The 25,414-nt window shown below is 56.6% G+C and carries 23 protein-coding genes; 13 read left to right on the forward strand and 10 right to left on the reverse strand.

All coding sequences use genetic code 11. The features are described 5' to 3' along the window. From P3T21_RS31150 to P3T21_RS31175, 6 genes are all read left to right on the forward strand, one after another. On the forward strand, positions 1-993 hold the full coding sequence (locus tag P3T21_RS31150; RefSeq protein ID WP_429259791.1) for an SDR family NAD(P)-dependent oxidoreductase: 993 nt from the start codon (positions 1-3) through the stop codon (positions 991-993). Positions 994-1,042: 49 nt separating this feature from the next. Continuing rightward, complete coding sequence (asnB, locus tag P3T21_RS31155) at positions 1,043-2,929, forward strand: asparagine synthase (glutamine-hydrolyzing) (RefSeq protein WP_429259792.1); 1,887 nt, start codon at positions 1,043-1,045, stop codon at positions 2,927-2,929. A 57-nt stretch (positions 2,930-2,986) separates the two neighbouring features. Next, positions 2,987-3,925 (forward strand): NAD-dependent epimerase/dehydratase family protein, encoded by a 939-nt coding sequence (locus P3T21_RS31160; protein ID WP_429259793.1) that lies wholly within the window; start codon positions 2,987-2,989, stop codon positions 3,923-3,925. Between the two features lie 11 nt (positions 3,926-3,936). Then, entirely contained in the window at positions 3,937-4,869 is a 933-nt protein-coding gene (locus P3T21_RS31165) for an NAD-dependent epimerase/dehydratase family protein (RefSeq protein WP_429259794.1), read from the forward strand. A gap of 17 nt (positions 4,870-4,886) precedes the next feature. Next, the gene (locus P3T21_RS31170; protein WP_429259795.1) at positions 4,887-5,942 is read left to right on the forward strand and encodes an NAD-dependent epimerase/dehydratase family protein; all 1,056 of its coding nucleotides are present in this window, start codon (positions 4,887-4,889) and stop codon (positions 5,940-5,942) included. A 75-nt stretch (positions 5,943-6,017) separates the two neighbouring features. Beyond that, positions 6,018-7,487 (forward strand): glycosyltransferase, encoded by a 1,470-nt coding sequence (locus P3T21_RS31175; protein WP_429259796.1) that lies wholly within the window; start codon positions 6,018-6,020, stop codon positions 7,485-7,487. Positions 7,488-7,803: 316 nt separating this feature from the next. Here the strand turns inward: P3T21_RS31175 and P3T21_RS31180 are convergent, their stop codons facing one another. The 6 genes from P3T21_RS31180 to P3T21_RS31205 form a co-directional block, all read right to left on the reverse strand. Then, the gene (locus P3T21_RS31180) at positions 7,804-9,603 is read right to left on the reverse strand and encodes a discoidin domain-containing protein (RefSeq protein ID WP_429259797.1); all 1,800 of its coding nucleotides are present in this window, start codon (positions 9,601-9,603) and stop codon (positions 7,804-7,806) included. An 8-nt stretch (positions 9,604-9,611) separates the two neighbouring features. After that, positions 9,612-11,435 carry a polysaccharide ABC transporter ATP-binding protein gene (locus tag P3T21_RS31185; RefSeq protein ID WP_429259798.1) on the reverse strand — a complete coding sequence of 608 codons (1,824 nt, stop codon included), beginning with the start codon at positions 11,433-11,435 and terminating at the stop codon, positions 9,612-9,614. Beyond that, the gene (locus P3T21_RS31190; protein ID WP_429259799.1) at positions 11,428-12,213 is read right to left on the reverse strand and encodes an ABC transporter permease; all 786 of its coding nucleotides are present in this window, start codon (positions 12,211-12,213) and stop codon (positions 11,428-11,430) included. Before P3T21_RS31190 ends, P3T21_RS31185 begins: the two co-directional genes overlap by 8 nt. Next, entirely contained in the window at positions 12,210-12,677 is a 468-nt protein-coding gene (locus P3T21_RS31195; RefSeq protein WP_429259800.1) for a hypothetical protein, read from the reverse strand. The genes P3T21_RS31190 and P3T21_RS31195 overlap by 4 nt, the downstream gene beginning before the upstream one ends. A gap of 244 nt (positions 12,678-12,921) precedes the next feature. Next, entirely contained in the window at positions 12,922-14,226 is a 1,305-nt protein-coding gene (locus P3T21_RS31200; RefSeq protein WP_429259801.1) for a glycosyltransferase family 4 protein, read from the reverse strand. Positions 14,227-14,251: 25 nt separating this feature from the next. Continuing rightward, positions 14,252-15,475, reverse strand: a complete 1,224-nt coding sequence (locus P3T21_RS31205) for a hypothetical protein (RefSeq protein WP_429259802.1) — start codon at positions 15,473-15,475, stop codon at positions 14,252-14,254. A gap of 445 nt (positions 15,476-15,920) precedes the next feature. On the opposite strand from P3T21_RS31205, the gene P3T21_RS31210 reads away from it, so the two are divergent. Genes P3T21_RS31210 through P3T21_RS31225 form a run of 4 tightly spaced genes read left to right on the forward strand, consistent with a single transcriptional unit; the run spans position 15,921 to position 21,184 of the window. Further along, on the forward strand, positions 15,921-16,985 hold the full coding sequence (locus P3T21_RS31210) for a glycosyltransferase (protein WP_429259803.1): 1,065 nt from the start codon (positions 15,921-15,923) through the stop codon (positions 16,983-16,985). Between the two features lie 9 nt (positions 16,986-16,994). Then, positions 16,995-18,902 (forward strand): asparagine synthase (glutamine-hydrolyzing), encoded by a 1,908-nt coding sequence (asnB, locus tag P3T21_RS31215; protein WP_429259804.1) that lies wholly within the window; start codon positions 16,995-16,997, stop codon positions 18,900-18,902. A 9-nt stretch (positions 18,903-18,911) separates the two neighbouring features. Continuing rightward, positions 18,912-20,246, forward strand: coding sequence for a glycosyltransferase family 4 protein (locus P3T21_RS31220; protein WP_429259805.1), 1,335 nt, complete (start codon positions 18,912-18,914; stop codon positions 20,244-20,246). Continuing rightward, positions 20,243-21,184, forward strand: coding sequence for a glycosyltransferase family 2 protein (locus tag P3T21_RS31225; RefSeq protein WP_429259806.1), 942 nt, complete (start codon positions 20,243-20,245; stop codon positions 21,182-21,184). The genes P3T21_RS31220 and P3T21_RS31225 overlap by 4 nt, the downstream gene beginning before the upstream one ends. A gap of 235 nt (positions 21,185-21,419) precedes the next feature. Here P3T21_RS31225 and P3T21_RS31230 read toward each other — a convergent pair whose 3' ends face one another. Next, positions 21,420-21,866: a hypothetical protein gene (locus P3T21_RS31230; RefSeq protein WP_429259807.1), complete on the reverse strand. Its 447-nt coding sequence runs from the start codon at positions 21,864-21,866 to the stop codon at positions 21,420-21,422. A gap of 170 nt (positions 21,867-22,036) precedes the next feature. Here P3T21_RS31230 and P3T21_RS31235 point away from each other — a divergent pair, with 170 nt between their 5' ends. After that, entirely contained in the window at positions 22,037-22,792 is a 756-nt protein-coding gene (locus tag P3T21_RS31235) for a class I SAM-dependent methyltransferase (protein WP_429259808.1), read from the forward strand. A gap of 83 nt (positions 22,793-22,875) precedes the next feature. Here P3T21_RS31235 and P3T21_RS31240 read toward each other — a convergent pair whose 3' ends face one another. Continuing rightward, positions 22,876-23,292 carry a hypothetical protein gene (locus tag P3T21_RS31240; RefSeq protein ID WP_429259809.1) on the reverse strand — a complete coding sequence of 139 codons (417 nt, stop codon included), beginning with the start codon at positions 23,290-23,292 and terminating at the stop codon, positions 22,876-22,878. A gap of 305 nt (positions 23,293-23,597) precedes the next feature. Here P3T21_RS31240 and tnpA point away from each other — a divergent pair, with 305 nt between their 5' ends. Both tnpA and tnpB read left to right on the forward strand, forming a co-directional pair. Beyond that, positions 23,598-23,981 carry an IS66-like element accessory protein TnpA gene (gene tnpA, locus P3T21_RS31245; RefSeq protein ID WP_429259810.1) on the forward strand — a complete coding sequence of 128 codons (384 nt, stop codon included), beginning with the start codon at positions 23,598-23,600 and terminating at the stop codon, positions 23,979-23,981. Beyond that, positions 23,978-24,247 carry an IS66 family insertion sequence element accessory protein TnpB gene (gene tnpB / locus P3T21_RS31250; RefSeq protein ID WP_429259811.1) on the forward strand — a complete coding sequence of 90 codons (270 nt, stop codon included), beginning with the start codon at positions 23,978-23,980 and terminating at the stop codon, positions 24,245-24,247. The genes tnpA and tnpB overlap by 4 nt, the downstream gene beginning before the upstream one ends. A gap of 65 nt (positions 24,248-24,312) precedes the next feature. Here tnpB and P3T21_RS31255 read toward each other — a convergent pair whose 3' ends face one another. Beyond that, a complete protein-coding gene (locus tag P3T21_RS31255; protein WP_429259812.1) occupies positions 24,313-24,867 on the reverse strand; it encodes a group II intron maturase-specific domain-containing protein in 555 nt (184 codons plus the stop codon). Between the two features lie 76 nt (positions 24,868-24,943). Beyond that, a complete protein-coding gene (locus tag P3T21_RS31260) occupies positions 24,944-25,099 on the reverse strand; it encodes a hypothetical protein (protein ID WP_429259813.1) in 156 nt (51 codons plus the stop codon). Positions 25,100-25,414: the final 315 nt, after the last annotated feature.

The raw sequence follows: 25,414 nt of genomic DNA on the forward strand, positions 1-25,414 counted from the left end.
GTGGATCTGATTGGAAAGCGCTTCCTTGTTATCGGGGGAGCCGGGTTTATCGGCTCTCATACGGTCGACGCCCTGTTGCGCGAGGGTGTGGCTGAGGTGGTGGTTTACGACAATTTCTCGCGGGGCAAGCCGGCGAATCTCATCGATGCGCTAAGAGATCCGCGCGTGTCTGTCTTTTCGCTCGGTGGTGACATCCTGCATGAGGATGTTCTAAGAGAGGCAATGCGGGGCATGGATGGCGTGTTTCACTTCGCCGCGTTGTGGTTGCTACATTGCCATGATTTCCCCCGAGCGGCGTTTGACGTGAACATTCGCGGGACTTTCAACGTAATCGAAGCCGCAATGGCGACCGGCGTGCGCCGACTCGTGTTCTCCTCTTCCGCATCTGTCTACGGAGACGCGATAGAGGTTCCGATGACCGAAGCGCATCCTTTCAACAATCAGAACTTCTACGGCGCCGCGAAGCTGGCCGGTGAACAGATGTTCCGCGCGCTTCACCACCGGTATCGCGGCACGCCGCAACACTTCGATTACGTGGGCCTGCGGTACATGAATGTGTATGGACCACGGCAAGAAGACCGGGGTGCCTATATTGGCGTAGTGGCGAGCATGTTCGAGCGCCTTGAGCGTGGTCTCGCGCCGATGGTTCACGGCGACGGGTCGCAAGCCTACGATTTCGTATTCGCGTCGGATTGCGCAATGGCCAACGTGCTTGCGATGAAGAGCGATGTCACTGATGCGTTCTACAACGTCGGGACAGGAGTTAAGACGTCGGTGATCGAACTGGCTCAACGCGTTCTGAGACTGTCCGGCAGCCCGCTGTCGCCAGTGTTCGAATTGACCGATCGCCCAGCAGTGCGCAATCGGATTGGCAGCACGGCGCTTGCATCGGCCGATCTAAGCTTCACCGCTAGTGTCATGCTGGACGAAGGACTGAAGGAAACCATCGAGTGGCGTCGGCGCGCATCACCAGGGCAGCACGCAAGTGAATGAGTCGCAATGTCGTATGTACGTTGACTAAGATTGCAAAGAGGGTTTGAGGATGTGTGGAATATTTGGTTTCGTTAGTGCGCGCGGCACGGGCGGTAGCGGGCATGAACTGTTGCGCCGCGGCTTGGACGCGATTCGCCACCGGGGCCCGGACGGCGAGGGCGTCTGGCTTTCTGACAGTCGCAACGTGGGCCTCGCGCATGCCCGACTGAGTATTATCGATCTCGATACCGGCGCGCAGCCGATGTCCTTGCCCAGTGGCAACGTCATCACGTACAACGGCGAAATCTACAACTATATCGAACTGCGCGAGGAACTCGGGATCGAGAACTTCACGACGCGTTCCGATACTGAGGTGATTTTGCGCGCCTACGAGCGTTGGGGCGCCGCCTGCGTCGAAAAGTTGCGCGGAATGTTCGCATTCGCGATCTGGGATGCGAAGCGCGGCGAAATGTTCGTGGCGCGCGATCGTTTTGGTATCAAGCCCTTCTATTACGTCACCGTCGGCGACGCATTCTATTTTTCGTCGGAAGTAAAAGGCCTACTTAGCTTCATGCCGGAGCGTCGTATCGATGCCGGCGCGTTGAACGAATACTTTTCTATGCAGTTCTGTCTCGGCGACAAGACCTTGCTGAATGGCGTGCGGCAACTCTCGCCGGCCCATTGCGGATTTGTGGCGCCAGGCAAGGCGCCGGAGCTGCATCGCTATTGGGAAGTGTTCTACAAGCTGGACTGGGACCACACCGAGAAATACTTCGTCGAGGAATTGCAGCGGCTGCTGGATGATTCGGTCAACGTGCACATGCGCGCGGATGTTGAAGTGGGCGCCTATATCAGCGGCGGCGTCGATTCGAGTCTGATTGCGGCGATGGCGCGCGAGGGCCGGCCGGACAGTCGATTCCAGGGCTTCACCGGAAAGTTTTCGCTGAGCGAAGCGTTCGACGAGTCGCGCTACGCGCGCGCCGTCGCTCGCGATCACAACATGATCCTGCACGAGATCGATATTACGGAAGACGATTTCGTAGATAACATCGAAAACGTCATCTATCACTTGGACCAACCCGTCGCTGGGCCGGGGTCGTTTCCGCAGTACATGGTTTCGAAACTCGCAAGCCAGCATCTGAAGGTTGTGCTGGGCGGTCAGGGCGGAGACGAGATCTTCGGCGGCTATGCCCGTTACCTCATTGCCTATTTCGAGCAATGTATCAAGGCGGCGTTGGACGGCACGATTCATAACGGAAATTATGTAGTCACGTATGAATCGATCATTCCGAATCTGCAGTCCTTGCGTGGCTACAAGCCTTTGATTCAGGAGTTCTGGAGTAGCGAACTCTGGGAAGATCGCGATCGTCGTTATTTCCGGTTGATCAACCGCGCAAACACGTTCAGCGACATCCTCGACCGTAGCTCGTTCGATCCGATGGCTGCGTTCGAGGAGTTCAAGGAGATCTACTGGGGCGACAACGTGGGTAAAGAATCGTATTTCGATTCTATGACGCACTTCGACTTCAAGACGTTGCTGCCGGCGCTTCTACAGGTCGAAGACCGCATGAGCATGGCTCATGGTCTGGAATCGCGCGTGCCGTTCCTCGATCATCGACTGATCGAGTTTGCTGCGACGATTCCGGCCAACGTGAAGTTCGCAAACGGCGAACTCAAGCGGCTTTTGCGCGTTGCGTTCTCCGAGCGCTTGCCGAAGGAAATCCGCGAGCGTAAGGACAAGATGGGCTTCCCGGTACCGCTCCAGCACTGGCTCAAGGGGAAAGGCCGCGCGTGGGAATACATCTGCGATGTGCTGACAAGCGAGAAGGCGCGCCATCGCTCGTATCTGTCGCGACCGATCGACGTCGACAGTATTGTCGGCAATCAGGGCGTGTACAGTCGCAACCTGTGGGCACTTCTGAGTCTCGAGTTGTGGCAGCGACGTTTCGTCGACTGATCGCATACGAAAACGGCATAATGGTTTTCTTGAATTCAACAAATTGGACACATAGTCATGAAAGTATTCGTTACGGGTGGTTGCGGTCAAATTGGCTCGCATGTTACGGAAATGTTGCTCGAACGTGGCGATGAGGTACTCGCCATCGACAATCTCGCCACCGGCCGTCGTGAGCACCTTAAAGATCATCCGAATCTGACAGTCGTGATCGACACGATTGCCGACAAGGCGCTGGTCGACAAGCTCACCGTAGAATTCAAGCCGGATGCGATCGTCCATACGGCGGCGTCGTACAAGGACCCGGAAGACTGGTACAACGACACGCTGACGAACTGTGTCGGTGGTTCGAACCTTATCTCCGCGGCGAAAGCAAACAAGATCGGCCGCTTTATCTATTTCCAGACGGCGTTGTGCTATGGCGTCAAGCCGTTGCAACAGCCGATCAGGCTCGACCATCCGAAGCTGCCTGCGAACAGCTCGTACGCGATTTCGAAGACGGTCGCGGAAGATTATCTCGAGATCTCCGGCATTGACTACGTGTCCTTCCGGCTCGCCAACGTCATTGGACCGCGCAATGTGAGCGGCCCGCTGCCGATCTTTTTCGACCGCCTCACGCAGGGCAAGCGCTGCTTCGTCACCAAGGCGCGTCGTGACTTCGTGTTCGTGAAGGACCTGGCTCGCAATGTCCTCAAGGCAATCGACGGCGTGGGCCAAGGTGCATACCACTTCTCGTCGGGTACCGACGTGGCGATCCAGGAGTTGTACGACGCAGTGGTGAACGCGATGGTGCTGCCCGACTATCCGCAGCCGGACGTTCGTGAACTCGGCCCCGACGACGCTCCGTCGATTCTCCTCGATCCGTCGCGCACGTTTGCGGACTTCGGCGCAATCGAATTCACGCCGCTCTCGCAGACTGCGGCTGAAGCGGTTGCGTACTACCGTGAGTTCGGCATTCACGGCGGCTACACGCATCTGAAACACTCGGAAACCAAATAAGGGTTGCTGCGATGCGCATATTCATCACTGGCGGCGCGGGCTGTCTCGGCTCGAACCTGATTGAACATTGGATTCCCGCGGGGCACGAAATCCTCGTGCTGGATAACTTTGCCACCGGCAAGCGTGAAGTATTGCCGGACGTCGCCGGGTTGCGCGTCGTCGAGGGTTCGGTGACGGATGCGGAACTCGTCGATCGGCTGGTCGCCGAGTTCCGGCCGGAGGTACTGGTCCATAGTGCCGCGTCATATAAAGACCCGAATGACTGGGAAAACGATGCGGCCACGAACGTTCAAGGCAGCATTAACGTTTGCCGTTCCGCTGAACGCCACGGTGTGTTGCGCATCATCAACTTTCAGACTGCGCTTTGCTATGGCCGGCCGGAAAGCGTGCCCATCCCGGTGAGCGCGCCGGTTGCTCCGTTTACCAGCTATGGCATCTCGAAGGTAGCAGGCGAACAGTTCTTGATGATGTCGACGCTGCCGGTGATTTCGCTGCGTCTGGCCAACATCACCGGGCCACGCCTTGCAATCGGTCCGATCCCCACTTTCTACAAGCGGCTCAAGGCGGGGCAGAAGTGCTTCTGCAGTGATACGGTCCGGGATTTTCTGGACATGGCGGACTTCATCGCGTTGATGGACCGGCTGATCGTAGAGGATCTGCCTTCGGGCGTTTACAACGTCTCCACAGGTGAGGGGCATTCGATCAAGGAAATATTCGATCTCGTTGCCGATTATGTAAATGTGACGCTGTCGGAGCCTGTGCCCGTCGTGCCGCCTGGTGCAGACGATGTGCCGGCGGTCGTGCTTGATCCGTCCGAGACGGAAAAGCGGATTGGATGGAAAGCCCAATATGGCTTTGCCGAAACGATTCGCCGTCAACTGGCCTGGTACGACGCTCACGGCGTGACTGACATTTTCAGCCATCTGGCTTCCCCAAAAGCGTGAGAGTCGAGTATTCAACCATGTCTGAACTCAGCTTCAAGAACAGCAAAGTCCTCGTTGTAGGCGGTGCGGGATTCGTCGGGTCGAATCTGTGCCGTGCGCTTCTGGCGCACGAGTTGAAAGAGCTTTTGATCGTCGACAACCTGCTGTCGTCGGATTTGTCGAATGTGCCGGCCGACCCGGAAGTACGCTTTATTTACGGTTCGATTGCCGATGACCGGGTGTTGGCTTCGTTGCCGTCCGACATCGATTTTGTTTTCCATCTCGCGTGTTATCACGGCAATCAGTCGTCTATTGCCGATCCGATTGCGGATCACGAGAACAACACGTTGACCTCGCTCAAGTTGTTCGAGCACCTGAAGAGCTACGCCGGCCTCAAAAAGGTCGTCTATGCGGCGGCCGGTTGCGCGGTTGCCGAGAAGACGTTCGACGACGCGGTTGCTACGCCGGAAGATGCGCCGATTTCGATGTTTCATGACAGCCCGTATTCGATATCCAAGCTTATCGGCGAGTTTTACGGCAACTACTACTTCACGCGGCACGGATTGCCGTTCGTGAAGGCACGTTTTCAGAACGTCTATGGCCCGCGTGAAATTCTGGGCGCAGGTCGTTGGCGGGGAACGCAGCATACCGTGTGGCGCAATGTGACGCCCACGTTCATCTGGAAGTCGCTGCAGAAAGAGGCATTGCCGCTCGACAATGGTGGAAACGCCAGTCGCGATTTCATCTTTGTCGAGGATATGGCGCGGGGCTTGATGCGGTGCGCGCTTGCCGGTACGCCGGGTAGCGTGTACAACCTCGCGTCCGGCGCGGAGACGACCATCCGCGATCTCGCGGAAATGATCAACGAATTGACCGGCAACGATACGCCGCTCGATTTGCGTCCTGCGCGTGATTGGGATCGCTCGGGCAAACGGTTTGGATCGACGGACAAGTCCAAACGGGAACTCGGCTTTTCCGCGAAAGTTTCGATTCGCGAAGGGTTGGCCAAGACGATTGAATGGACGCTTGCCAATCGGGAATCGATCGAGCGATGCATGCGTCAGCACGATTACTTCATGGCCCATATGCGATAAGCGCAGCGGCCGCAGGCCGCTCGTCCGAATTCTGCCGGCGTGTCGTCTGGCCTCAATGAACTTTTCTCATTCAAGATGGCCGATAAGCCTTTGTCCGCTTTGGCAAGTCAAGCACCGATGCAGGTGCTTATCGTTTCCAGCATGTACCCGACCGAGGCCAATCCGGTCGGGGGAATTTTTATTCATGAGCAGGTCAAGGCTTTGCGCAGCCGGGGCATCGACGCTCGAGTTGTAACCGGTGATCCGCTCTGGCTTTCTGGACGCAGGCCGGTGCGGTCCGTCTACACGTATTTGCGCTCGTTACGGCATCAACCGCCCGCCAAATGGAAGACGTATGACGGCGTCCCGGTTTGCCGCTTTCAGTTCCCGGCGGGCTCTTTTTCCCGTACCTGGAACTACCCGTTTTTCTATTCGTTCTCTTTGCGTCGTGCGCTAGCGTCATTGACCGACGGTTTTGCCTACGAGCTGGTGCATTGCCATACTGCGTATCTCGACGGCCGTGCTGCCGCGATGGCGGCTCGCACCGCCAACGTCCCGCTGATACTGACAGAACATACCGGGCCATTTTCGAGCGTGACCGAAAGGTGGACGATGCGCATTCACACGCAGGCTGGCATCGACGCCGCGCATCGCGTTATCGCTGTCAGCGCAGCGCTTAAAAATGCGATCTGTCAAAGTTTGACGAGTGTGTCGCCGGATAAGATCGTGGTGATCCCAAATGGCACCGACACATCGCTGTTCGATCCGAACGTATCGAATGCCGCCGCAGATGTTCTCGGCGCAGACGCTTACACGAAACTGTGGCCGAAATTCCTCGAGCGGATGGAGGCCTCGGTCGGCGAAACGATTACTCCGGAATTGATAGACCGTTTCGTTGAAGACTCGCTTGCCGCCGCGCTTGTCGCGGAACGTGCGCGGGGTCGGGAGGCGGTCGCGCTGGATGACGGCGAAGTAGTCAACGCCATCTGGGTTGGACACCACGTCGACGTAAAGCGTGTGGACAGGCTGATCGACGCATTCGCGATTGCACGGCGCCACAGGCCCGAACTTCGACTGACTCTTGTCGGGGACGGTCCGCTTAAAGCGGATCACCAGCGGCGAGCTGCCCAATTGGGTGTTGAGGCCTATACGACTTTTCTGCCGGGAAAGAACCGGCACGGCGTCAAGTTTGAAGTTGGAAACGCAAGCTTTCTCGTCATATCGAGCGAGGTCGAAACGTTCGGCGTTGTTGCAATTGAAGCGTTGTCGATGGGCAAACCCGTGCTGTCGACCGCTTGTGGCGGACCGGATGACATCCTGAACGATCGGCGCCTCGGCGAACTCGTTCCTAACACGATGGAAGATCTCGCGCTTGGACTCCAGCGTATGGCTGCTCGGATGACGGATTTCGATGCGCGGGTAATTCGCCAGGAGGCGATTGCGCGGTTTGATTTTGGTGCGGTGGCGCAACGGCTTACTGAGCAGTATGACAAGCTTCTCATGCGTGGCGTGAAGGGAGGAGTAGGTCAACAACAACCCGCCACAGCAGTGAGTCGAAGCGATTGACGCGGTACATCGATGATGTCAGGGATGACGTAGCCCAAATGGCCGTTCTTGCGCTCAAGGCCGTTTGGTCCGGCGGTAGCGACGAGCATGTCGGTTACTGCGTCCCGTTTGTCGTCGCTACAAAAACCTAAGTGAACTGGTCGCTAATATTTGCTAAGGTCAGCGATATGTTTTCAACGCGTTAGCAGAAGGCTCTCGTAGAGCAGCCGCAAAAACACTCGAAGCCAAGTCATTTGTTGCGTCGACTATGTACACGTCGCATGGCCCTCGCTCGGTGCTATGGCGCCTCCTTACTAAGCCATCCTGCCAACCAATACTACCGCCGCTGACGGACCGACGTGAGCAAACGCTTTGCAATACGTACGGGTATCGCGCTTCGATGCTGTACGGCGATCGTGGGCGAGCCGCTCGCTTCGACGTGTTCCACCTTGACCACGGTTTCGACGCTTGGCACTTGCTCGTGTTCACTGATGATCTGCTTGAATGAGGCGAATACCTGGCAGCGCCGGATCAGCATGCGTGCCTGGCCCGAGAATTCATAGCCGATCAGGCGCAAATAACGCGCTCTCGTGGGCTCGAACGTCAGCGTCTGAGAGGTTTGCTGGTTTGACGTCACTTCTGCAAGAGTTCTCCAGTTGCCGTCTAACTGGTTGCATGCCTCAATCTTCATCGCCTTGCAAAAATGCAAGCCGTCGTACCAGAGCAGCGATACCACATCAATAACGCGCGCCTGTCCAAAATCGATCGTTACCCGATGAGGTAGGGGTGCGTCAGCAAGGACCGCCGCATAGCCTTCTTCTTCGCTTGGTCGTAACAGGTAGTCGGCGTCGTGCGGGCGGCCAAAAAAAGGAGATGCGTCGCAAATAGATGCGCCAGATGATGCTTGTGCAACGTCCAACGGATCGGGAACGAGAGAAGCAGTGACGAATTCCCTCAACTCATCTTTGCTGGCGGGTCTTTCTGATAGTGCTCGAGCATGATTATTGATATTGCTTGGGAACGGTATCGGATGTCGATAGATCCGGCGTTCCCATTCTTGAAAGATGATCGTATCTACGTTGCGTGAAAAATTCTGATACGAGTGATCCCCGGACGCGATGACCTCTTCGTACGCGCGAGTCGTCATTTTGACGAGTAAGTTTACGTCACGTAGTTTTTCCGCAACTTCCGCCATATTGGATAGATCTTTTTCAAGCGGAATATAGTGGCGGTTTGCCTCCAGCACGCCGGAGTATTCACCTGGGAATTGCACGAGTGCAGTTCCCAAGGCGATTGCTTCGAAGGCCCGTGGCGATATCGTATTGATGATGGCATTACCTTCGTACGGCGCGAGGAATGCATCAAAGACTTCGCCAAAGTTCGCATCGGGATGTTCTAGCAGGTAGAGCGACACCGCGCGATCAAGGTCTCCGGTGAAGTCGCAAATGCTTGCGCCGCTTTCGGTTCCGAGGACGGCTCGACCGGAACTCATGAATTCGATCCATTTGTTCCCATATATGCGATCTTCTTCACGCCAGCCGATATCGGTCTTCAATCCGAATTCTTGCGCCCGCGATTGGAATTCCTTCGCGATGTAGACCTTCTCCTGCCCCAGCTTTCCAAGAGCATAGGGCAATACGCGCCCTCGATAAGTCACATCGAGTGAACGTTCATGGAGCGGAACCTGCGCCAAATTCAGTAGGTTGTCGGGCGCATACCCCGTCAATGTCGTTTCAATCTTCACACCGCGGCGACGCAACTGACCGTAGATATCGTCGATGCTGTGTTCCGGTACGCAGGTAAAAAGCACATCAATTCCGAGTTCGATCATGGCGTCGATCGCGGAATGCACAGTTCGATACTCGTCCTGGATGAAGATGACCTTCAGTCCTTTGAAGTCCTGGAGACCGCGCCTATAAATTGGCGGTAAGTAAATCGTGGAAAAGCAGATTATCGAATAGTGAATGATGATGACGTCAAACACCGAAAAATCGGGGACCTTTTTCGGATGATCGAGCGGACTGATTACGCTAACGTTGTGCGCACTGTCTTTGGATAGCGCATTTTCGTGGTCAAAACAGGTGTTAGGGAACCCCGGTTTGACGTGCGAAAGTAGGCAGACATTGAGTGGTTTCACGATCGAATCTACTCGCGAGAAAGAATGGAGCTGTTGGGAGCTAGCGTGACTTCGATGTTCTGCTTGGTTATCCCGAGATCGATTGTTCCAGTGTAGTCCTCATTTACTTTGAAGAATACTGCGCGGTCGACGTGGCATATGAACGGAAGGCGAGTACCGCCGCCCCAATTCAGCGTGAACTGCGGCAGTACTTCGAGGCTAAGGTTGTATTCGCCCTGGCGCAGGTTCGGATGTTTGATCCGGGCCGAAATTTCGTGTTCGCCAGAGTCGGCGCCAGATGGGAAGTGGGTAGCTTCCATGGCAAGGCGTTCGCCCTTGTCGCTGTACAAAATCATGACAAACCAGAACTCGGGGACTCGCTTCGCCAACCCAATTTTGACCTTGAGGACAATATCTTCGCCACGCGCAAAAATGTTTTTGTCCGCGCGTGTTTCGGCGTCACAGGTCGCAAGCTCAAGAAAAGCCCCCGTTTCCGTATTCCAGTGGTCACTTGCGTTCAGATGGAATGCCGACTCGTTACCGCCGGTAGACGAGAGCTTGTCGACGCCGCTCTCGGAATCGAAATCAGGTCGTTTCCAAGTAAAGTGATCAGTTCGCCAAGGACCTTCGTCGGCCTCTCGTGAGGTGAGCAAGCCGATATCAAATTTCTCCGGTCCAAGCAGAATCTCGACCTTCACGTTGGCCTCGCCGAGATGACCATGCTCGATTTCGACTGAGAGAGCATGCTCTAGCATGTCCGCTACATCCTGGAAACCGGCGATTCCAGAACTTGTACTAGAGTTGGGCTGCACGGAGCGGACCATTTCCTGGCCATACTGCAGCGGTGCGCTCCATGCGGTAGTGTCTTGCACGGAAGCCAACAGATAGGCGGGTTGGCTCGTATCGTTGTCCATAGGTTCGCCGGGTCGGACTTCCATGTATCGCGGTTGGTCCGTGCGCAATGCGATTTTGCGGATGGGTACAGCTGGCGCATCGATTCCCGCCGCACGCAGCTGGATAAACGCAGACCCGACTTCCTTAGCCATGTTGTCGCGGCTCTGCCGTTGACGAGCGAGAATGCGGGCGGTCTCGCGCCGCAGCCGCTCCTCTTCCTGCTTCATCACCGACGCATAGTAGGCTTTGCTGACTTCAAGTGCAGTGCCTTCCATGTGCACGCGGCCGCGCTCGATCCAGATTGCCCGCTCACACAGTCGTTCCACGCTCGACATGTCATGACTGACAAACAGAACCGTAGCACCGCTCTCGACAGTGAGTCGTTTCATCCGTTCGGCGCTCTTGGCTGCGAAATATGCGTCGCCCGCGCCAAGGACTTCGTCGATGATCAGGATGTCCGGCTCGATTGCAGTCGCCGTCGAGAAGGCCAGGCGCGTATACATCCCTGCGGAAAACGTCTTGACCGGTTGATCGATGAAATCTTCCAGTTCAGCGAAATCAATGATCTCGTCCAGCAGTGCAGCCGCGCGTCGTCCCGTCACGCCATGGTAGGCGAGGGATGCGAATACATTTTGGCGAGCAGTGAATTCAGGGTGAAATCCCGTTCCCAATTCCATCAACGCCTGGATTTGTCCTGCAACCCTGACGCTGCCATCGGTAGGCTGCAGCCGTCCGCATACGATGCTGAGCAGTGTGCTTTTTCCCGCGCCATTGCGGCCGATCAACGCGACGCGTTCGCCGCGTTTGACGGAGAAGGAAATGTCCCGCAACGCCCAAAACTCGTCGTAACTGCTTTTCGGTGCCTTGACGCCCAAAAGTTCAAGCACACGGTATCGCGAATGTCGGAAACGCCGGTACATACGGGAGACGTTTTCAACTTTGATGGCGGTATCAGACATATTCACTAAAGATCGGTTTCAGGCGGGAAAAGAGAGTGTGGCCGAGCCAGAACGTGCCAAACGCCAAAAGCGTGAAAAAGCCAAAGAACTTCCATGGAATCACATGGAAGAACAGGATTTCCCGATAGAGTTCGATAATGTAAAAAAGAGGATTCGGATACATCAGAGGCAACAATCCCTTAGGGATCATGTCTATGGTATAGCCGATTGGGGAGACAAGCATCAAAAACTGGATGATAACGCCGATCATTTGCGCAATATCACGGAAGAAAACCGTGAGCGCGGAAATTAGCCAAGCCAGCCCGATGGAAAAGATCAGTTGCAACGCAAACATCGGAAGAATGAGCAGTTGTATTAGCGATGCCCGTCCGACAACTGCGTACGCAATCAAAAGTCCAACGAAGCCTACCGTCATTGAGACGGAGCTTGCGAGAACACTCTTCACCGGAAGGAGATCAATCGGGAACATCGTATTTTTTAAGAGCCCCTTATTACTGATTACCGATTGAGTCGAAGAGGATAATGCCTCGGAAAATCCGATAAACGGAATAAGTCCGGCAAAAATCATCAGCACATATTCGACCGACGTGTATTGCGCAAGTCGTATTTTGAATACCAGCGTGTAAATTCCCGCATAGAGACCCAAAAAAAGAAACGGATAAATAACTGCCCACGCGGCACCAAGCACGGAGCCGATGTAGCGTGCTCGTATTTCGTTTACCGTTGTCGCCCATAGCGTGTGGCGGTGGCGATACAGAAGTTGGAAAGGGATAGTCATGTAGGTTGTGTCTGTAGACGTTTCGCGACCGCAAAAGCGGCCACCACGAACTTTGGTTCGAGCATTTCGCGCGCTCCAAGCCATGGCTCGGCATGCCACGTTCGGTAGGTAATATAGCGCTCGGCTATGCGATAGCGTGTCGCTTCAATACGGGCCAGCGTCGAAACTTGCAGATGAGCGGTCTGCTTCTGGCGCGACCTTACGTTGGGCCGTCGCGGCTCATCGATCTTTTCCGCTTTAGGCCCATCGGCAGCATGCTTACAGTCAGTGTTCGCCAGAAAGCGACTGAGGCCTTTTCTACGGGTGAAAGCACCAATAGGTAGCGCGATTGTCGCGCCGGAAAACTTGCTCAGCGCAAGCAGCATCTTTTCATGGACACGACGGTCTAACTTGGCATGGCCGCGACGGCGAAAAAGGACGAGCAGCGCCGAACGTGTCAATTTCATAACCGTTAATTTTACCATGCGCTTATCGTCAACCGGGACGCTCCGCAATACCTGCAAGAGGGACACGGCCGCACGGTGACACTTCGTGATCACTTGCCGGCCCTTGATATGGCGCGGGTCATTGAAGTTGACTCGGTCGACAGTCGGTAGAAATCAACTGACCCACGCGGCTCCCAGCACCGACCCGACATAGCGTGCGCGAATCTCGTTTCGGATCGTCGCGTACAAGGTATGCCGGTGACGATAAATAAGTGTTAGTGGTTCAATCATCGAGTGTGTCGTTATGAATTAATGCCATGTTAGGCGGCTGTTTGCGCGAGGGTTGCAACTGCGCGCCTGGGTTGCGCCCCAATTCGGTGTAAAGCTCAAGCAACTTTCGCTCCTCCACTGACCAGTTCAGATTGGAGCGGGCGTTGAGCAAATTATGTTGCGCCGTGTTAATTGCTTGCGAGTCAGTAAGTGCTTCCGTCATCGTGCGGGCGAGCACGTCGGGCGCCGTCGTGTCACACAGCCAGCCAATCTTGTATCCGTCGACCACGTCCCGCAGATAAGGCAAATCGCTCGCAATGATGGGCAATCGTGCCGCCACAAACTCAAACAGCTTGTTCGGGCTGCAGTAACGGTGCATTTCGTCGACGGCCGCGTAAGGGATCACGCCGACGTCGCATAGCTCGGTCAAATCGGCTAGCTGATCGCTTTCAACGCGCCCATAGAAAATCACCCGGTCGTTGAGCTCTAACTTGTCGGCGAGCGCCTGCAAGACCTTGACGTGCTCGCCATAGCCGATCACTAACAGCATTGCTGGCGCGGCGACATCGCGAAACGCGTGCAACATTGCTTCGAGATTGCGTTCCGCGGAAATCCACCCTTGATACACGAAGATAAACGCATCTTTGGGCAAGCCGTACTTCTCTCTCGCCGCGCGTCTCGCATCAGGGCTGATCGCCACGTCGCGCTGGTCATCTGCCGGCAAGGGGCTTGCGTTGAGAATGACCATCGGTTCAGTCACATCGTGCTCTTTCGCGATCATCCGGGCGATATACGGATTGACCGTAATGACGCGCCGGCACCGCTTGATCAGCGCGCGCTCGAGTGCAAGGAACTTGCGTTGCTGCTGCGGCGTGAAGCACGACTGCACGGGATAGAACTCGTGCGAATCGTAAATCAGCGGTACGCGCCGTAATTGCGCGACCGTCGCAGCGACCTTTAGCATGGGAAAGTCGTGGACGTGAACGACGTCGAATTCGTGTTCGAGCGCTTTGTCGACGACAAAAGTTTCATACGCCGTGAGCGTGCCGAAGACCTTCGCGGCCACTCGCTGGAAAGGCCACACGAACCGGCCGAGCCGGCCCCAACGCTTGAGCGTGCGTACTTTGCGCAGATCGGTCCAGTCGAACGCATATCGCTTGACGACAACACCGTCGGGTTGCTCGTATGCATCCGGCTGCGCGCATTCAAATCCTGACAGCACGGTTACATGATGCCCATTTCTTTGCAGAGAGCTTGCTTCCTGCAGGATGCGCCGGTCGATCATCTGGGCGTCTGGCGACAGCATGATGATTTGCATAATACCGATTCCGTTTTGGTGAAGATCAGGTTAGCGAAATATCGATCTGCGCTCGCGCTGCGATGTTGGCAGCGTTGCGCCTCGCTTCAACCCAACGTTCGTCCGTGCTTTGTTCGTAGTCCAGGCGATTCGGCAGCAGTTCATTCGCTTCATACCGGGCGAACTTCCAGCTAATTGCATGCCGCCGGATGGCACGCGCAATCCGATAACTGTCGGCGATGCTCACGCGCTGGCGACGCAGCGAAGGAACGATGATGTCGTTTTCCACGCTGTGGACGAAGCCACGATACGTGTACTGCCCGGAGCCCACGACCCGTTGCCAGGCGTTATCGGCTATCCGTTTGCATTCGGCTTCATCGCGGGCGCGCTCGCACACTTCCTCCAGATCCGAGAAGTCGCGTGCGATCGGCAGATAGTCGATGCCGGCGCGCAGGACGCCCTGATACTCACCTTCCACAAGCAACTGACATGTGCGTGTCGCGCATGCCTCGAGATGTCGCGGACCCAAGGCAAAGAGTGCGAGCGAGTTGTCCTGACCGGGAAAACAGGCATCGCGCACTTCTTCGAACGTGGCGTCCGGATGTTGGCTGAGATAGGCCCGTGTGCGGGTGAGTGCGGACCCATCCCGATCGAGCAGGCTCGCGCCGCCCTCGACGCCGAGGGTGGTCTTGCACCGAAGAAGGAAACGGTACCAGTCGTCGCCCATAAACATGGCCTTTTCGTCCGTGGAGACATCGAAGGCGATGTCCGGCCGGCGTGCGGCTACCTTTGTGGCCTCCTGAGCCAGCTTTAGCTTTAACAGGCCATGTTCGCCAAGCCACGGCTCGGCATGCCACGCGCGATACCCCACGTCGATGTCGCGCGCGATGTTTTCCTGCCGCATGGATTCGATCCGCGACAAGGTGGACTGTTCCAGATAGCCGGTAAGCTTCTGCATCAGGACGGCATTCGGCAGGCGCTTTCGGTAAATCTTGTCCGCATCGACAGACGACGCGGCGCTCAAGACGTGCGTGCAACCAATCTCCGACAGAAACTCCGCCAGAACATCGGTGTGAACAAATTCATCTTGAGGCATTGCGATCTTCGGGCCATCGAAGCGCCGCAACTGGCGTAAAGGCGCGATCTTCTCAGCGAAGTATTCGGGCGACCAGCGCAAGTTCAGTGCGATGGTATCAAGAATGACTGCTGCGATCGGAAGATGCTCGAAGTTGCGCCATTCGAAACCATATGCGAAATTGTGATAAATCACGGGAAAGCTGGAATGTCGCTCCCAACAAAACAAATGGTCTTCGATCGTTGTGCGCAGAGGCAGTTGTGCCATGCCTCGGCAGTGGTATAGGACGAGCAGGGCCGGACGAAATAATTTCATAACTGGTCATGATAGCATGGGCTATCTCGGTAAAAGACGGCCCGCTTCCCGTCCATCGGCCGCCTAGCCGCCCTCCAATTGGCTCAGGCCCGGCAATGAAGGGTTTGCCTTGCGACGATTCGGCACCGCGCGGCGTGTTTCTGTGAATTTGCAAGGCACGGTAGAATAGCTCTCTTTTGGGTTGCGTTTTTGCGTCGCGCGCATCCCATCTACGCGGAGCAAGGGTGGCGGTGAAGAACGGGTCGAGGAAAACACAATGAAGGTGCTGGTTTTATCTTTCAGTCACCTTGCGCGAGATCCGAGGGTTTCCAAACAGATCCGGTTGTTGTCCCGGACGCATGAGGTCGTGGCCGCGGGCTTCGGAGACTCCGTCGCGGCGGAGAACGTCGCTTTCGTCCCGCTGCAGCCGGGCGTCCGCTCGCTGCCAGCCAGAATTGCAACGATGGCGGGCCTGAAGCTGGGCGCGTTCGAGCGCGTATATTGGAGTCATCCAACCGTACGTGGGGCTCTTGACGCTTTGTCCAGCACGGAAGTCGACGTAATCGTCGCCAACGATATCGAGGCATTGCCTTTGGCGCTGCGATTGTCGGCGGGGCGTTCGCGCGTGGTGTTCGACGCGCATGAATACGCGCCGCGCGAATTCGAAGACTCCAGATTCTGGCGTTTCTTCTTTCAACGCTACAAAACCTATTTGTGCCGCCGCTATATCCAGCACGCGGATGCCGTGCTGACGGTATCCGACGGAATCGCGAAAGAGTTCACGCGCGAATTTGCGGTGCCGGTTCAGGTGTTGCCGAACACGCCGCCGTTCTTCGATCTTGCGGCCCAGCCTGCGCAGTCGGACGTCGTGCGCCTCGTACACCACGGTGACGCCAATCCGTCACGCAGACTCGATCGTCTCATCGAAATGATGGGTCATCTCGATGATCGTTTTCGCCTTGATTTTTACCTCATGCGAAACCATCACGAGAAGCACTATCAGCGACTTATCGCACTGGCGACGAAAGATTCGCGCATTCGCTTCTTGCCCGCGGTGCCGATGACATCGTTGCCGAAGACGCTCAATCAATATGACGTCGGCGTCTATCTGCTCGATCCCACGTCGTTTAACAATCGCTTTGCGCTTCCTAACAAGTTCTTCGAGTTCGTTCAGGGACGCATCGCGGTGGCCGTCGGACCGAGTCCGGAAATGGCCGGGCTGGTCAAGCACTACGACCTCGGGCTGGTATCGGACGACTTTTCGCCGAAGTCACTCGCCGATAAGCTTTCGCGGCTCACGGCGCAGGACATCAACCGTTTGAAGAGCAACGTCGATCGTGCAGCGCGGGAACTCTGTTATGAGCGCAGCGGGCAGGTTTTGTCGGATGCCGTGCAGCATCAACCTTCTTGAAAAATATCTATGTGTGGAATCGCGGGACTCGTGGGCGCAACGCCTGACGTCAGGCGTGAGTTGACGAACAAGATGATCGACCGGATCGCGCATCGCGGCCCGGACGGAGAGGGGGTCTTCTGCGACGATCGGCTGGCGCTCGGCCATCGCCGCTTGTCCATCGTCGATCTGTCTGATGCCGGACATCAACCGATGTTTTTCAAGGACCGGTACGTCCTGACGTACAACGGCGAGGTTTATAACCACATCGAACTGCGGGCCGAACTAGAGTTAGCCGGCTATCGCTTTGTCTCGCGTTCGGATACGGAAGTCATTCTTGCGGCGTATGACCATTGGGGCGTCGCCTGTCTTGATCGCTTCAACGGCATGTGGGCATTTGCGCTGTACGACCGGCAGGCCAAAAGCCTCTTTCTCGCGCGTGACCGGTTCGGTGTCAAGCCGCTGTATTACTGGAAAGGGCCGGAGGATCTGTTTGCGTTCGGTTCCGAAATAAAGCAATTCGTCGACTTGCCCGGCTGGCAGGCACGGGTGAATGGGCAACGCGCTTACGACTATCTGAACTGGGGCGTCACCGATCACACGGAAGATACGCTGTTCGACGGTGTGCATCAGGTGTCGCCCGGCCATTACGTGCTGATCGATCTGACGCCGGGCGCCGGCACGCTGGGCAAGCATCTGCGCTCCGGCGGGCGCATCGCCCAGACTCAGTGGTATGAGCTCAAGGCGGCCGAATTCGATGGTGATTTTGCAGCTGCGTCGAATCGTCTTCGGGATTTGCTCGAAGATGCAGTGCGGCTGCGGCTTCGAGCGGACGTCCGGGTCGGATCTTGCCTGTCCGGCGGCCTGGACTCGTCTTCGATTGTGTGCCTGATGAACCGGCAACTTGAACATGCCGGAGCGGCGAACCAGCAGCACACGTTCTCGGCCTGTTCGACAATCAGTAAATACGACGAAAGCGACTATATCGAGCAGGTTGTCACGCAAACGGGTGTCGTGTCGCATCGCACCTATCCTGCGCTGCAGGACCTGTTTCCGAGCCTTCCCGATCTGACCTGGCATCAGGACGAGCCTTTTGGGTCGACCAGCATTTTTGCCCAGTGGAATGTTTTCGCGCTAGCTTCTGCTCAAGGCAGCAAAGTCATGCTGGACGGCCAGGGCGCGGACGAGCAACTCGCGGGTTACCACAGTTTTTTTGCTCCGCGCTTCGCGTCGTTGTTTCGCTCGGGGCGTTGGCTGGAACTGTTTCGTGAAATACGCGCTTCCGGGCCGAGACATGGTTACGGCGAGCTATTCGCAGCGAAGCAGATTGTGAAATCGCTATTGCCGCGAGGTGTAAAGAATCTGGCCCGGCGCGCGGGCGGTGCAATCCACAATGCGCCGCCATGGCTGTCGCTTGAACGGTTGGGGGCGAGCGCGGGCAATCCGTTTATCGATGGCGGCTCGCACGATTCGGTACTTGCCATGTCGACCGAGCAACTCGTGCGGTCGAACCTACCGATGTTGCTTCATTGGGAGGATCGCAATTCGATGGCGCACGGTGTCGAAGCGCGGCTGCCTTTTCTCGATTACCGCCTGGTGGAGTTCGCGTTGGGGCTACCGGATGACTACAAGCTCTCGCGCGGTGTGACAAAGCGGGTCATGCGCGAAGGGATGCGCGGCATCCTGCCTGAAGGCGTGCGCATGCGAATGGACAAAATGGGCTTTGTCACCCCGGAGGAGGTCTGGCTGCGCGAACAGGCGCCCCAGCACTTCAGGCAAGCGATTGATGAGGCCGTGCAGGTCTCGGGAGGCGCTATCACGCCCGCTGCGCGCCCGCTGCTCGAAGACATGATCGCCGGACGCGTTCCGTTCAGCTATGCCACCTGGCGCCTTGTCAGCTTCGGCGCGTGGGTTCAGCGCTTCGCAGTCAAGGTATAGCGTTGCCGTATGAAGGACACGTCAGATACCTCGTCGATTGACGAAGATTGCACGGCCGTCGCCGCCGCCCGGCTAAATGCGCTGGTCATTGCATATCACTATCTGCCCGAGAATAACGGGGGCGTTCAGCGTGTAGTCTCGATGAAGCGGCATTTGCCTCAACACGGGGTAGATGTAACGCTGCTAACTCACGGAACGGGAAACAGGGGAACCGCAACCGAGCGTCTCGACAATGTAGTGCGCGTGTTTGATGTCACACGCCGTGGCGTGCCGTGGCCGCTCTTTGTTCTTTACCGCTTGCTGCAGCGAGGGTCGCGTCTGTTTGGCGCGACGGGACTCCGGCATACGCTATGGAAGCGCAACGCAATTCGCCGCTCGAAATCGCTGATTCAGACTTCGCGACCAGATGTCGTGATCGCTACGTTCCCACCGCTCGAAACGATTGAACTGGCGTTAGCGGTCTGTCGTCGCCATGCAATCCCGTTGGTGGTCGACTTTCGCGATGGGTTGCTCTTCGAGCCGCTTGATCCCGGCCTGCTGAAATCGGCGTCGTTGGCCCGACATATCGATCGGCTCGAGCGCGAGATCATCGAGAACGCGTCGGCTATCGTGACGGTCTCCGATCCCATCTCCGATTACTATCGAGGCCGGCGAGCGGCGCGAGTGGAGACGATCGCGAACGGATTCGAAGCAGACGATAATCAGCGATCGACAGGGCCTCGGCCTGCCGCCTTTCGAACCGACCGAATCAACGTCGTTCACACTGGACGCCTTGCGCGATCTCGTGCGGGCACGCACATCGATTCGCTGCTGGATGCGATGACAAGCCTTCATGACGACAACGGCGGTGGCCGGCTATTGTTCCACTTCTACGGCGAATACACCCGGCAGGAAGTGAGTGCGCTCAAACCGCTTGTCGACAAGGGCAACGTGGTGATGCATGGACTTGTTTCCCGGGCAGAATCGCTCGTCATTCAGCGTCAGGCAGACGTATTACTGCTCGTAACCGCCTCCGGGCAGCGGAGTATCGCGACTGGCAAACTTTTTGAATACCTGGGATCTGGTCGCCCGATTCTGGCGCTGACGAAGGGCACCGCGGCGGAGGCCATCATTAATGAAACTCAGGCAGGGTGGGCCATCGCACCGGACGATACCGCTGCCATTCGCGCCATGCTGAAGGAACTGGCTGAAGGACGGTTGCTGGATTCGCTGAAGCCGAGGCCGGACAAAATTCGTTCGTACGAACGTGGAGAGCAGATGGAGCGCTACGCGAGCCTGCTTCAGGATGTCTGCGCAACGCGCGGGGAGGAGCGCCGCGCATTTGAAGAACGGAGGGGGCAATGAGTTCGGCTCCTGGGCCCGCAGTAATAGACATTGCCCTCGCAACATGGAACGGTGCGCGCTATCTGCCTGAAATGCTGGAGTCCATCAACGCGCAGACGTTCCCGGACTGGCGGCTTGTCGTCAGGGATGATGGTTCGGCAGATGCAACGCGCTCGATCATCGACGCCTTCGCCGCCCGCTTTCCCACCAAGGTCACGATCGTCGAGGACGTTGACGGACGTCTCGGCGCTGCCGGAAATTTCAACGCCGCTACCAGGGTGTGCACTGCGCCATATGTGGCCTTCGCGGATCAGGACGACTTCTGGCTTCCTGAAAAGCTCGATGTTACGTTGAAGCGAATGCTCGAGATCGAGCATCTTCATGGCGCGAGCATGCCGGTTCTTGTGCATACAGATCTGCGAGTCGTCGACGTGACACTTGGCGAAATTGCTCCCTCGTACGTCGGCCTCATGCGCCTCGACCCCGTTGCCGGCACAAGACTGGAGCGGCTATTGATGCGCAATGTAGTGACGGGGTGCGCGATGTTGTCGAACCGTGCGCTCGTCGATCTTGCGACTCCGCTTCCATCGGGGGCTGTACTCCATGACTGGTGGTTTGCGCTCGTTGCGTCCTGCGTTGGATCTGTCGAATTCGTGAACCTTCCGACCATCCTTTATCGTCAGCATTCGGATAATGCGATCGGAACGGGCGGTGCGTGGTCGATACAGCAACGTGGTGCGGTTGCCGGTGCACGCGGAGCCGTACGCCGTCGATACCGTCAGGCCGAAGCACTGCTAAGCCGAATTGGGGCGCATCTCACGCCGCGATCACAGAAGGTCTTGACGGACTACATTCGTCTCGAACATCAAGGCCTTTGCGGACGAGCGTGGCGGATTTTCCGTCGAGGCTATTGGGACCACGGGATGCTTCGCACGATTGCAGCGGTTCTCTGGGGCTAGGCTGCGGCGCGACGCGTCAGATTGTCTCAGCGAAGTTATCGATTGGACGATCCGTAGTGGAAATCGCGCCCGTTCGCGCAGCTGGCGTGCATCCGGGGTTTGACTGACGCGAGTAGAATCTCGGCCATCGGCGCGCTGGCAGGCGTGAATTACGGTTGCCACAAAGCAACGCCATGTGGGGCGCCTTTATGAAGCTTAAAATAGGGATTTAATTCACGGTGTCTCAATAGTGTTGTTATTGTTTCTTCCACTCATTGGCCAATGGTACTGCGCCCGGCCCCGCCTCGATTTTACGATTTCCATTGGCGTATTGATGAAATCTCTTGGCCGCCGCTACAAAATCATCGAGATTCTGGAAGAAATAAAGCGCATCAGAAGGTTTGTATTTTCCTTGTAGCAAGGCGTTAGCGACTGTTTCTCTGAATTTGACGATATCTGGAGAATCCGCCGCGACAAAACTCATCACGTGAATGGGCGCAATGGGAGTGCCGCCAAGCAACTCGTTGTAATCCGCTTTTGCAATAATGCTCGTCGTCGGATCCAAAAGGATACGTGTATTACCTTTGGCGAATATCAGCTGTGCATGATTTCCCACGGCACCACCGTTGAAACCTAAAAACCTTAGCCGATAGTCCCGGGCGGGAAGCCGTTGTAAAAGGTTAACGTTGTCGGCGGCCGGCATGGGACGTCTAACTATCGTGACGCGTCTTTGCAACCGATCGGAGGATAATGTCGCCAGCGGCGAAGATGTCCGGGCGGGATGTGAAGCGGAATTACTAGGGCCCTGCCGGCGCCGTTTCGGCGTTCGGCAACTGTTATGGCGTTATCTCTGAACTTCCGGGAGGCATATTCATGTCGGTACTCGAACGTGCGGTATTTCCTACAGTTTCGGTGGCTCAGGTTGATCGGTGGGATCGAGAGTGGATGCATTATTTCTCAACCGAAAGCCGGTATCAACATCTTGTCGAGTATCGCGATCTTGAACTCATCGACGATTTAGGAGGCAAGACTGCAAAGTCGATATTTAATACCACGATGATGCGGACCATTGATGGAAGTGAGATCGTACCGCTGCGCATCTGGATCGATGGCAATCATCTCGTCGGTAAAGCAGTCGTGGAAATCGGATGTGGATGCGGATGGCTTGGAAAGCAACTTGGCGCAATCTCAACCCGCTACGTAGGGATCGATTATTCGCAGTTTGCACTGGCGGTGGCTCGTGGCACCTCGCCTTCCAATTGTCAGTACATTCACGTATCGAGGCATGACGAGCTTGCCGCCCTTGAGGGGAGTTTCGACACAATGGTCGGCCGTGAATTTTTTATTCACCAGAATTTCGAAAATTCCATTGTAGTGTTACGTATGGGTGCATTTTTCCTGAAATCAGGAGGTATTATTTCTGCAGATTTTTATGAACCCAACCCGGAAATTGAACAAGGTGTAATTCATCCAGCAAAATCCGAACTAGACCCGCAACACGCGTCTTGCGGCTTCAGATTCAATCTCGATGAAATCCAGGAGTTAGCAGAGCTTTGCGGCTTGACCGTTGTCGACCATGTCGATTATTTACCGCATCAGCGACGGTTCGTTACGTTCGAAAAGCCGTAAAACAAGTGGTTTGCGAGCGTCAACGAACAACGTTCCCCCGACACGCTGTTCGTTGATTCTTGTGATTTCAGAGCGTGCCTCGCTCAAGCCAGGTCGCCCCATATGGCGTCCTCGACAGCGACGAGAACCGAGAATACCGCGTTGAGCGCTGCCCATACGATCGTTCTCGCTGCGCGCAACGGCAAAAAGGTGCCTATGCCCGAAACCATGGCATACAACAGGCCGAGGATCAGTAGCATTGCCATTGGGAGCACGGCCAGGGGCGCGACCGCAGCAGCCATTGCGCACCGAACGATGCGAATGCGCCACCGTCGGATCTTGGGCGCTTCGACCGTCGAAACCGTATCGTTTCTCTTTTTGCAGTCGGGTATGCACTTAACTGAATTGACGTCCAGTTCGAGGTCGCACGAGTTTATCGTGCCGAGGGCGCGCCATTCGTCGCCGGACAGATATTCGAGGGTGATTGTTTCCTCAGAGCGCAGTCTCATCTTAAGCGCCACTTTTCCCTCCTCTCGGGTATGTCGAGCGATATTCGTCCAGGCGCAGCGTGTGCAACGCTACGCCGGATGCATGCCATCGTAACATCGCTCGTTACCGGCCCCGTCCAAAAATGCAGCGCCTGCATCGTGCGCTGGAAACCGTTTATGGGAATTTTCTACCGTGAGTTGCTGCGGCTCGCGCCTTCCACCGCGCTGCCTGTACTCACGCGTCAGAGCGAGATTCAATGTAAGCGGCCGGCGAACCCATCTTGAGTCTGGCTGTGGCGCTTGGGAGTATCGTGTCCACTTAACGAATAAGCGGACACGTGAACGCTATCGAATCGGAATCGCTCCCAGAGCGTCGTCGTCGGCAACGCTACAGTGAGGAGTTCAAGGCCCAGGTGGTGGCGGCCTGTCGGGGAATCGGCGTATCGGTTGCGGCGGTCGCGCTGGAACACAGGCTCAATGCGAATTTGCTGCAGCGCTGGATCGATCAGGCAGAAGGTCGACTTCCCTGGAGGCCGTTGGGCCGCCCACCAGCCACGCCACCGTCGCGGCCAGCCTTTGTGCCAGTGGCATTGGGAACGCCGGGTCCGCACTCGCCCGAGATCCGCATTGAGGTTCTCCGTGGAGGTCAGTCGATCACGGTTAGCTGGCCGACATCAGAGGCAGCACAATGCGCCGCGTGGCTGCGCGAGTGGCTCGCGTGATCCGCATTGATGAGGCGTGGCTGGCAGTTGAGCCAGTGGACATGCGTGCGGGCTTCGATACGGCACTGGCGCGGGTGGTCACAGTGTTCGGCGCTGCGCATCCGTACCATGCCTACCTCTTTGCCAACCGGCGGGCCAATCGCCTGAAGGTGCTGGTTCACGACGGCATCGGCATCTGGCTGGCAGCGCGACGGCTGAACGAGGGCCAGTTCGTATGGCCTCACGCCGGTAGCGAACCGAAGCAACACACACTCTTAGGTGAGTAGCCCACGGGAATTGCACCCACAGGCCCTCGCAGAACCGGACGTGAATCTCTCGATTCATCCGGCTCCTATTGCCCACCGTGTTGCGCCAGAATCCAGTGAGCAAACAGGCCCGGCCGCTGATGTCGTATCTTGACCACCAGTTCCCGTGCCCGACTCACTTTATCCTTTAGGCGCTTGTATTTCCTGCGTACCCACCTTACCAGGTACTGATCCAACGAATCGAACACCGCGTACAACGCCGAACGATAGAAGCGGCCATAATATTTCAGCCACCCTTTGAGCACAGGGTTGATCTCCTGCGCCAGGTCCGTCAAGTCCACGGTGTGTCGGCAATGCAGTCGCCATCGACGCACTGTCTGGCGAATGGCTTTGGCCGCTGTTTGGCTGATCGCAGGCAGGAAGCTCACGAACACCGTACCGGCGCGAGATCTTGCGAACCGCGGTCGGAAGCAGAAGCCCAGGAAGTCAAACTGATGAACGCTAAAGCGCTCCCGCCGATTGTCATCGCGACAGTAGACGACGTTCGTCTTCTGCGGATGCAAGGCAAGTGAGCACTGCGCCATCCGCTGCTCCAGGGCTGCCTTAAGCGCCTCCGCCTCCGCCAGGAGAGTAGTAACCACGGGCCCTTCGGGGCCCGTGTTCATTTCTACCCGCCAAAGAACCCGCCAAACATTTAAATGGCTTTTGGGTGCGCCATCAATGCTTGTGGTGCATCCAACCCATGTGATGCGCATCGAGCCACTGAGCCATACTCTCCGCCGGGTGCGCACGCATGTAACGTCGCGCAAACACGAACGCGACGGCCAGCACGATCGCTAGGCCTACCACAAAGCTAATCACTGACTGAGTCATGGCAGCCTCCTTTTTGGTTGCGACCATGGTTACATTGTAGGTGACGCGCTTACCGAAGCCGCCCCCGATCGCCCCCTAATTTGGGCGCCTCCTGCTTGAAGCATCCTACAAGCATTCCTTGATGCATCCTCGTTGCATCGACTCAGAAACGGTCCCAGATTTGGGACGGTTCCGTTTTCGGTACCGTTGGCGTCCCGATTTGGGACTAGTCCCGAGTTAGGACTGTCCTCGGGACATCCGGGGGACGTCCTTGGGACGAAGCGCTTGTGTCCTTGGTGACAAGCTCTGTCAGAGGCCGTCGATAGACTCGACAGT

The organism is Paraburkholderia sp. GAS334 (genome assembly GCF_050436625.1).
Lineage (GTDB): Bacteria > Pseudomonadota > Gammaproteobacteria > Burkholderiales > Burkholderiaceae > Paraburkholderia.

Excerpts from the sequence above, each read along its gene's own strand:
- asnB (WP_429259792.1), top strand. The coding sequence starts at position 1,043 with ATGTGTGGAATATTTGGTTTCGTTAGTGCGCGCGGCACGGGCGGTAGC.
- P3T21_RS31160 (WP_429259793.1), top strand. The coding sequence starts at position 2,987 with ATGAAAGTATTCGTTACGGGTGGTTGCGGTCAAATTGGCTCGCATGTT.
- P3T21_RS31165 (WP_429259794.1), top strand. The coding sequence starts at position 3,937 with ATGCGCATATTCATCACTGGCGGCGCGGGCTGTCTCGGCTCGAACCTG.
- P3T21_RS31170 (WP_429259795.1), top strand. The coding sequence starts at position 4,887 with ATGTCTGAACTCAGCTTCAAGAACAGCAAAGTCCTCGTTGTAGGCGGT.
- P3T21_RS31175 (WP_429259796.1), top strand. The coding sequence starts at position 6,018 with ATGGCCGATAAGCCTTTGTCCGCTTTGGCAAGTCAAGCACCGATGCAG.
- P3T21_RS31185 (WP_429259798.1), bottom strand. The coding sequence starts at position 11,435 with ATGTCTGATACCGCCATCAAAGTTGAAAACGTCTCCCGTATGTACCGG.
- P3T21_RS31190 (WP_429259799.1), bottom strand. The coding sequence starts at position 12,213 with ATGACTATCCCTTTCCAACTTCTGTATCGCCACCGCCACACGCTATGG.
- P3T21_RS31195 (WP_429259800.1), bottom strand. The coding sequence starts at position 12,677 with ATGGTAAAATTAACGGTTATGAAATTGACACGTTCGGCGCTGCTCGTC.
- P3T21_RS31200 (WP_429259801.1), bottom strand. The coding sequence starts at position 14,226 with ATGCAAATCATCATGCTGTCGCCAGACGCCCAGATGATCGACCGGCGC.
- asnB (WP_429259804.1), top strand. The coding sequence starts at position 16,995 with ATGTGTGGAATCGCGGGACTCGTGGGCGCAACGCCTGACGTCAGGCGT.
- P3T21_RS31220 (WP_429259805.1), top strand. The coding sequence starts at position 18,912 with ATGAAGGACACGTCAGATACCTCGTCGATTGACGAAGATTGCACGGCC.
- P3T21_RS31225 (WP_429259806.1), top strand. The coding sequence starts at position 20,243 with ATGAGTTCGGCTCCTGGGCCCGCAGTAATAGACATTGCCCTCGCAACA.
- P3T21_RS31230 (WP_429259807.1), bottom strand. The coding sequence starts at position 21,866 with ATGCCGGCCGCCGACAACGTTAACCTTTTACAACGGCTTCCCGCCCGG.
- P3T21_RS31235 (WP_429259808.1), top strand. The coding sequence starts at position 22,037 with ATGTCGGTACTCGAACGTGCGGTATTTCCTACAGTTTCGGTGGCTCAG.
- P3T21_RS31260 (WP_429259813.1), bottom strand. The coding sequence starts at position 25,099 with ATGACTCAGTCAGTGATTAGCTTTGTGGTAGGCCTAGCGATCGTGCTG.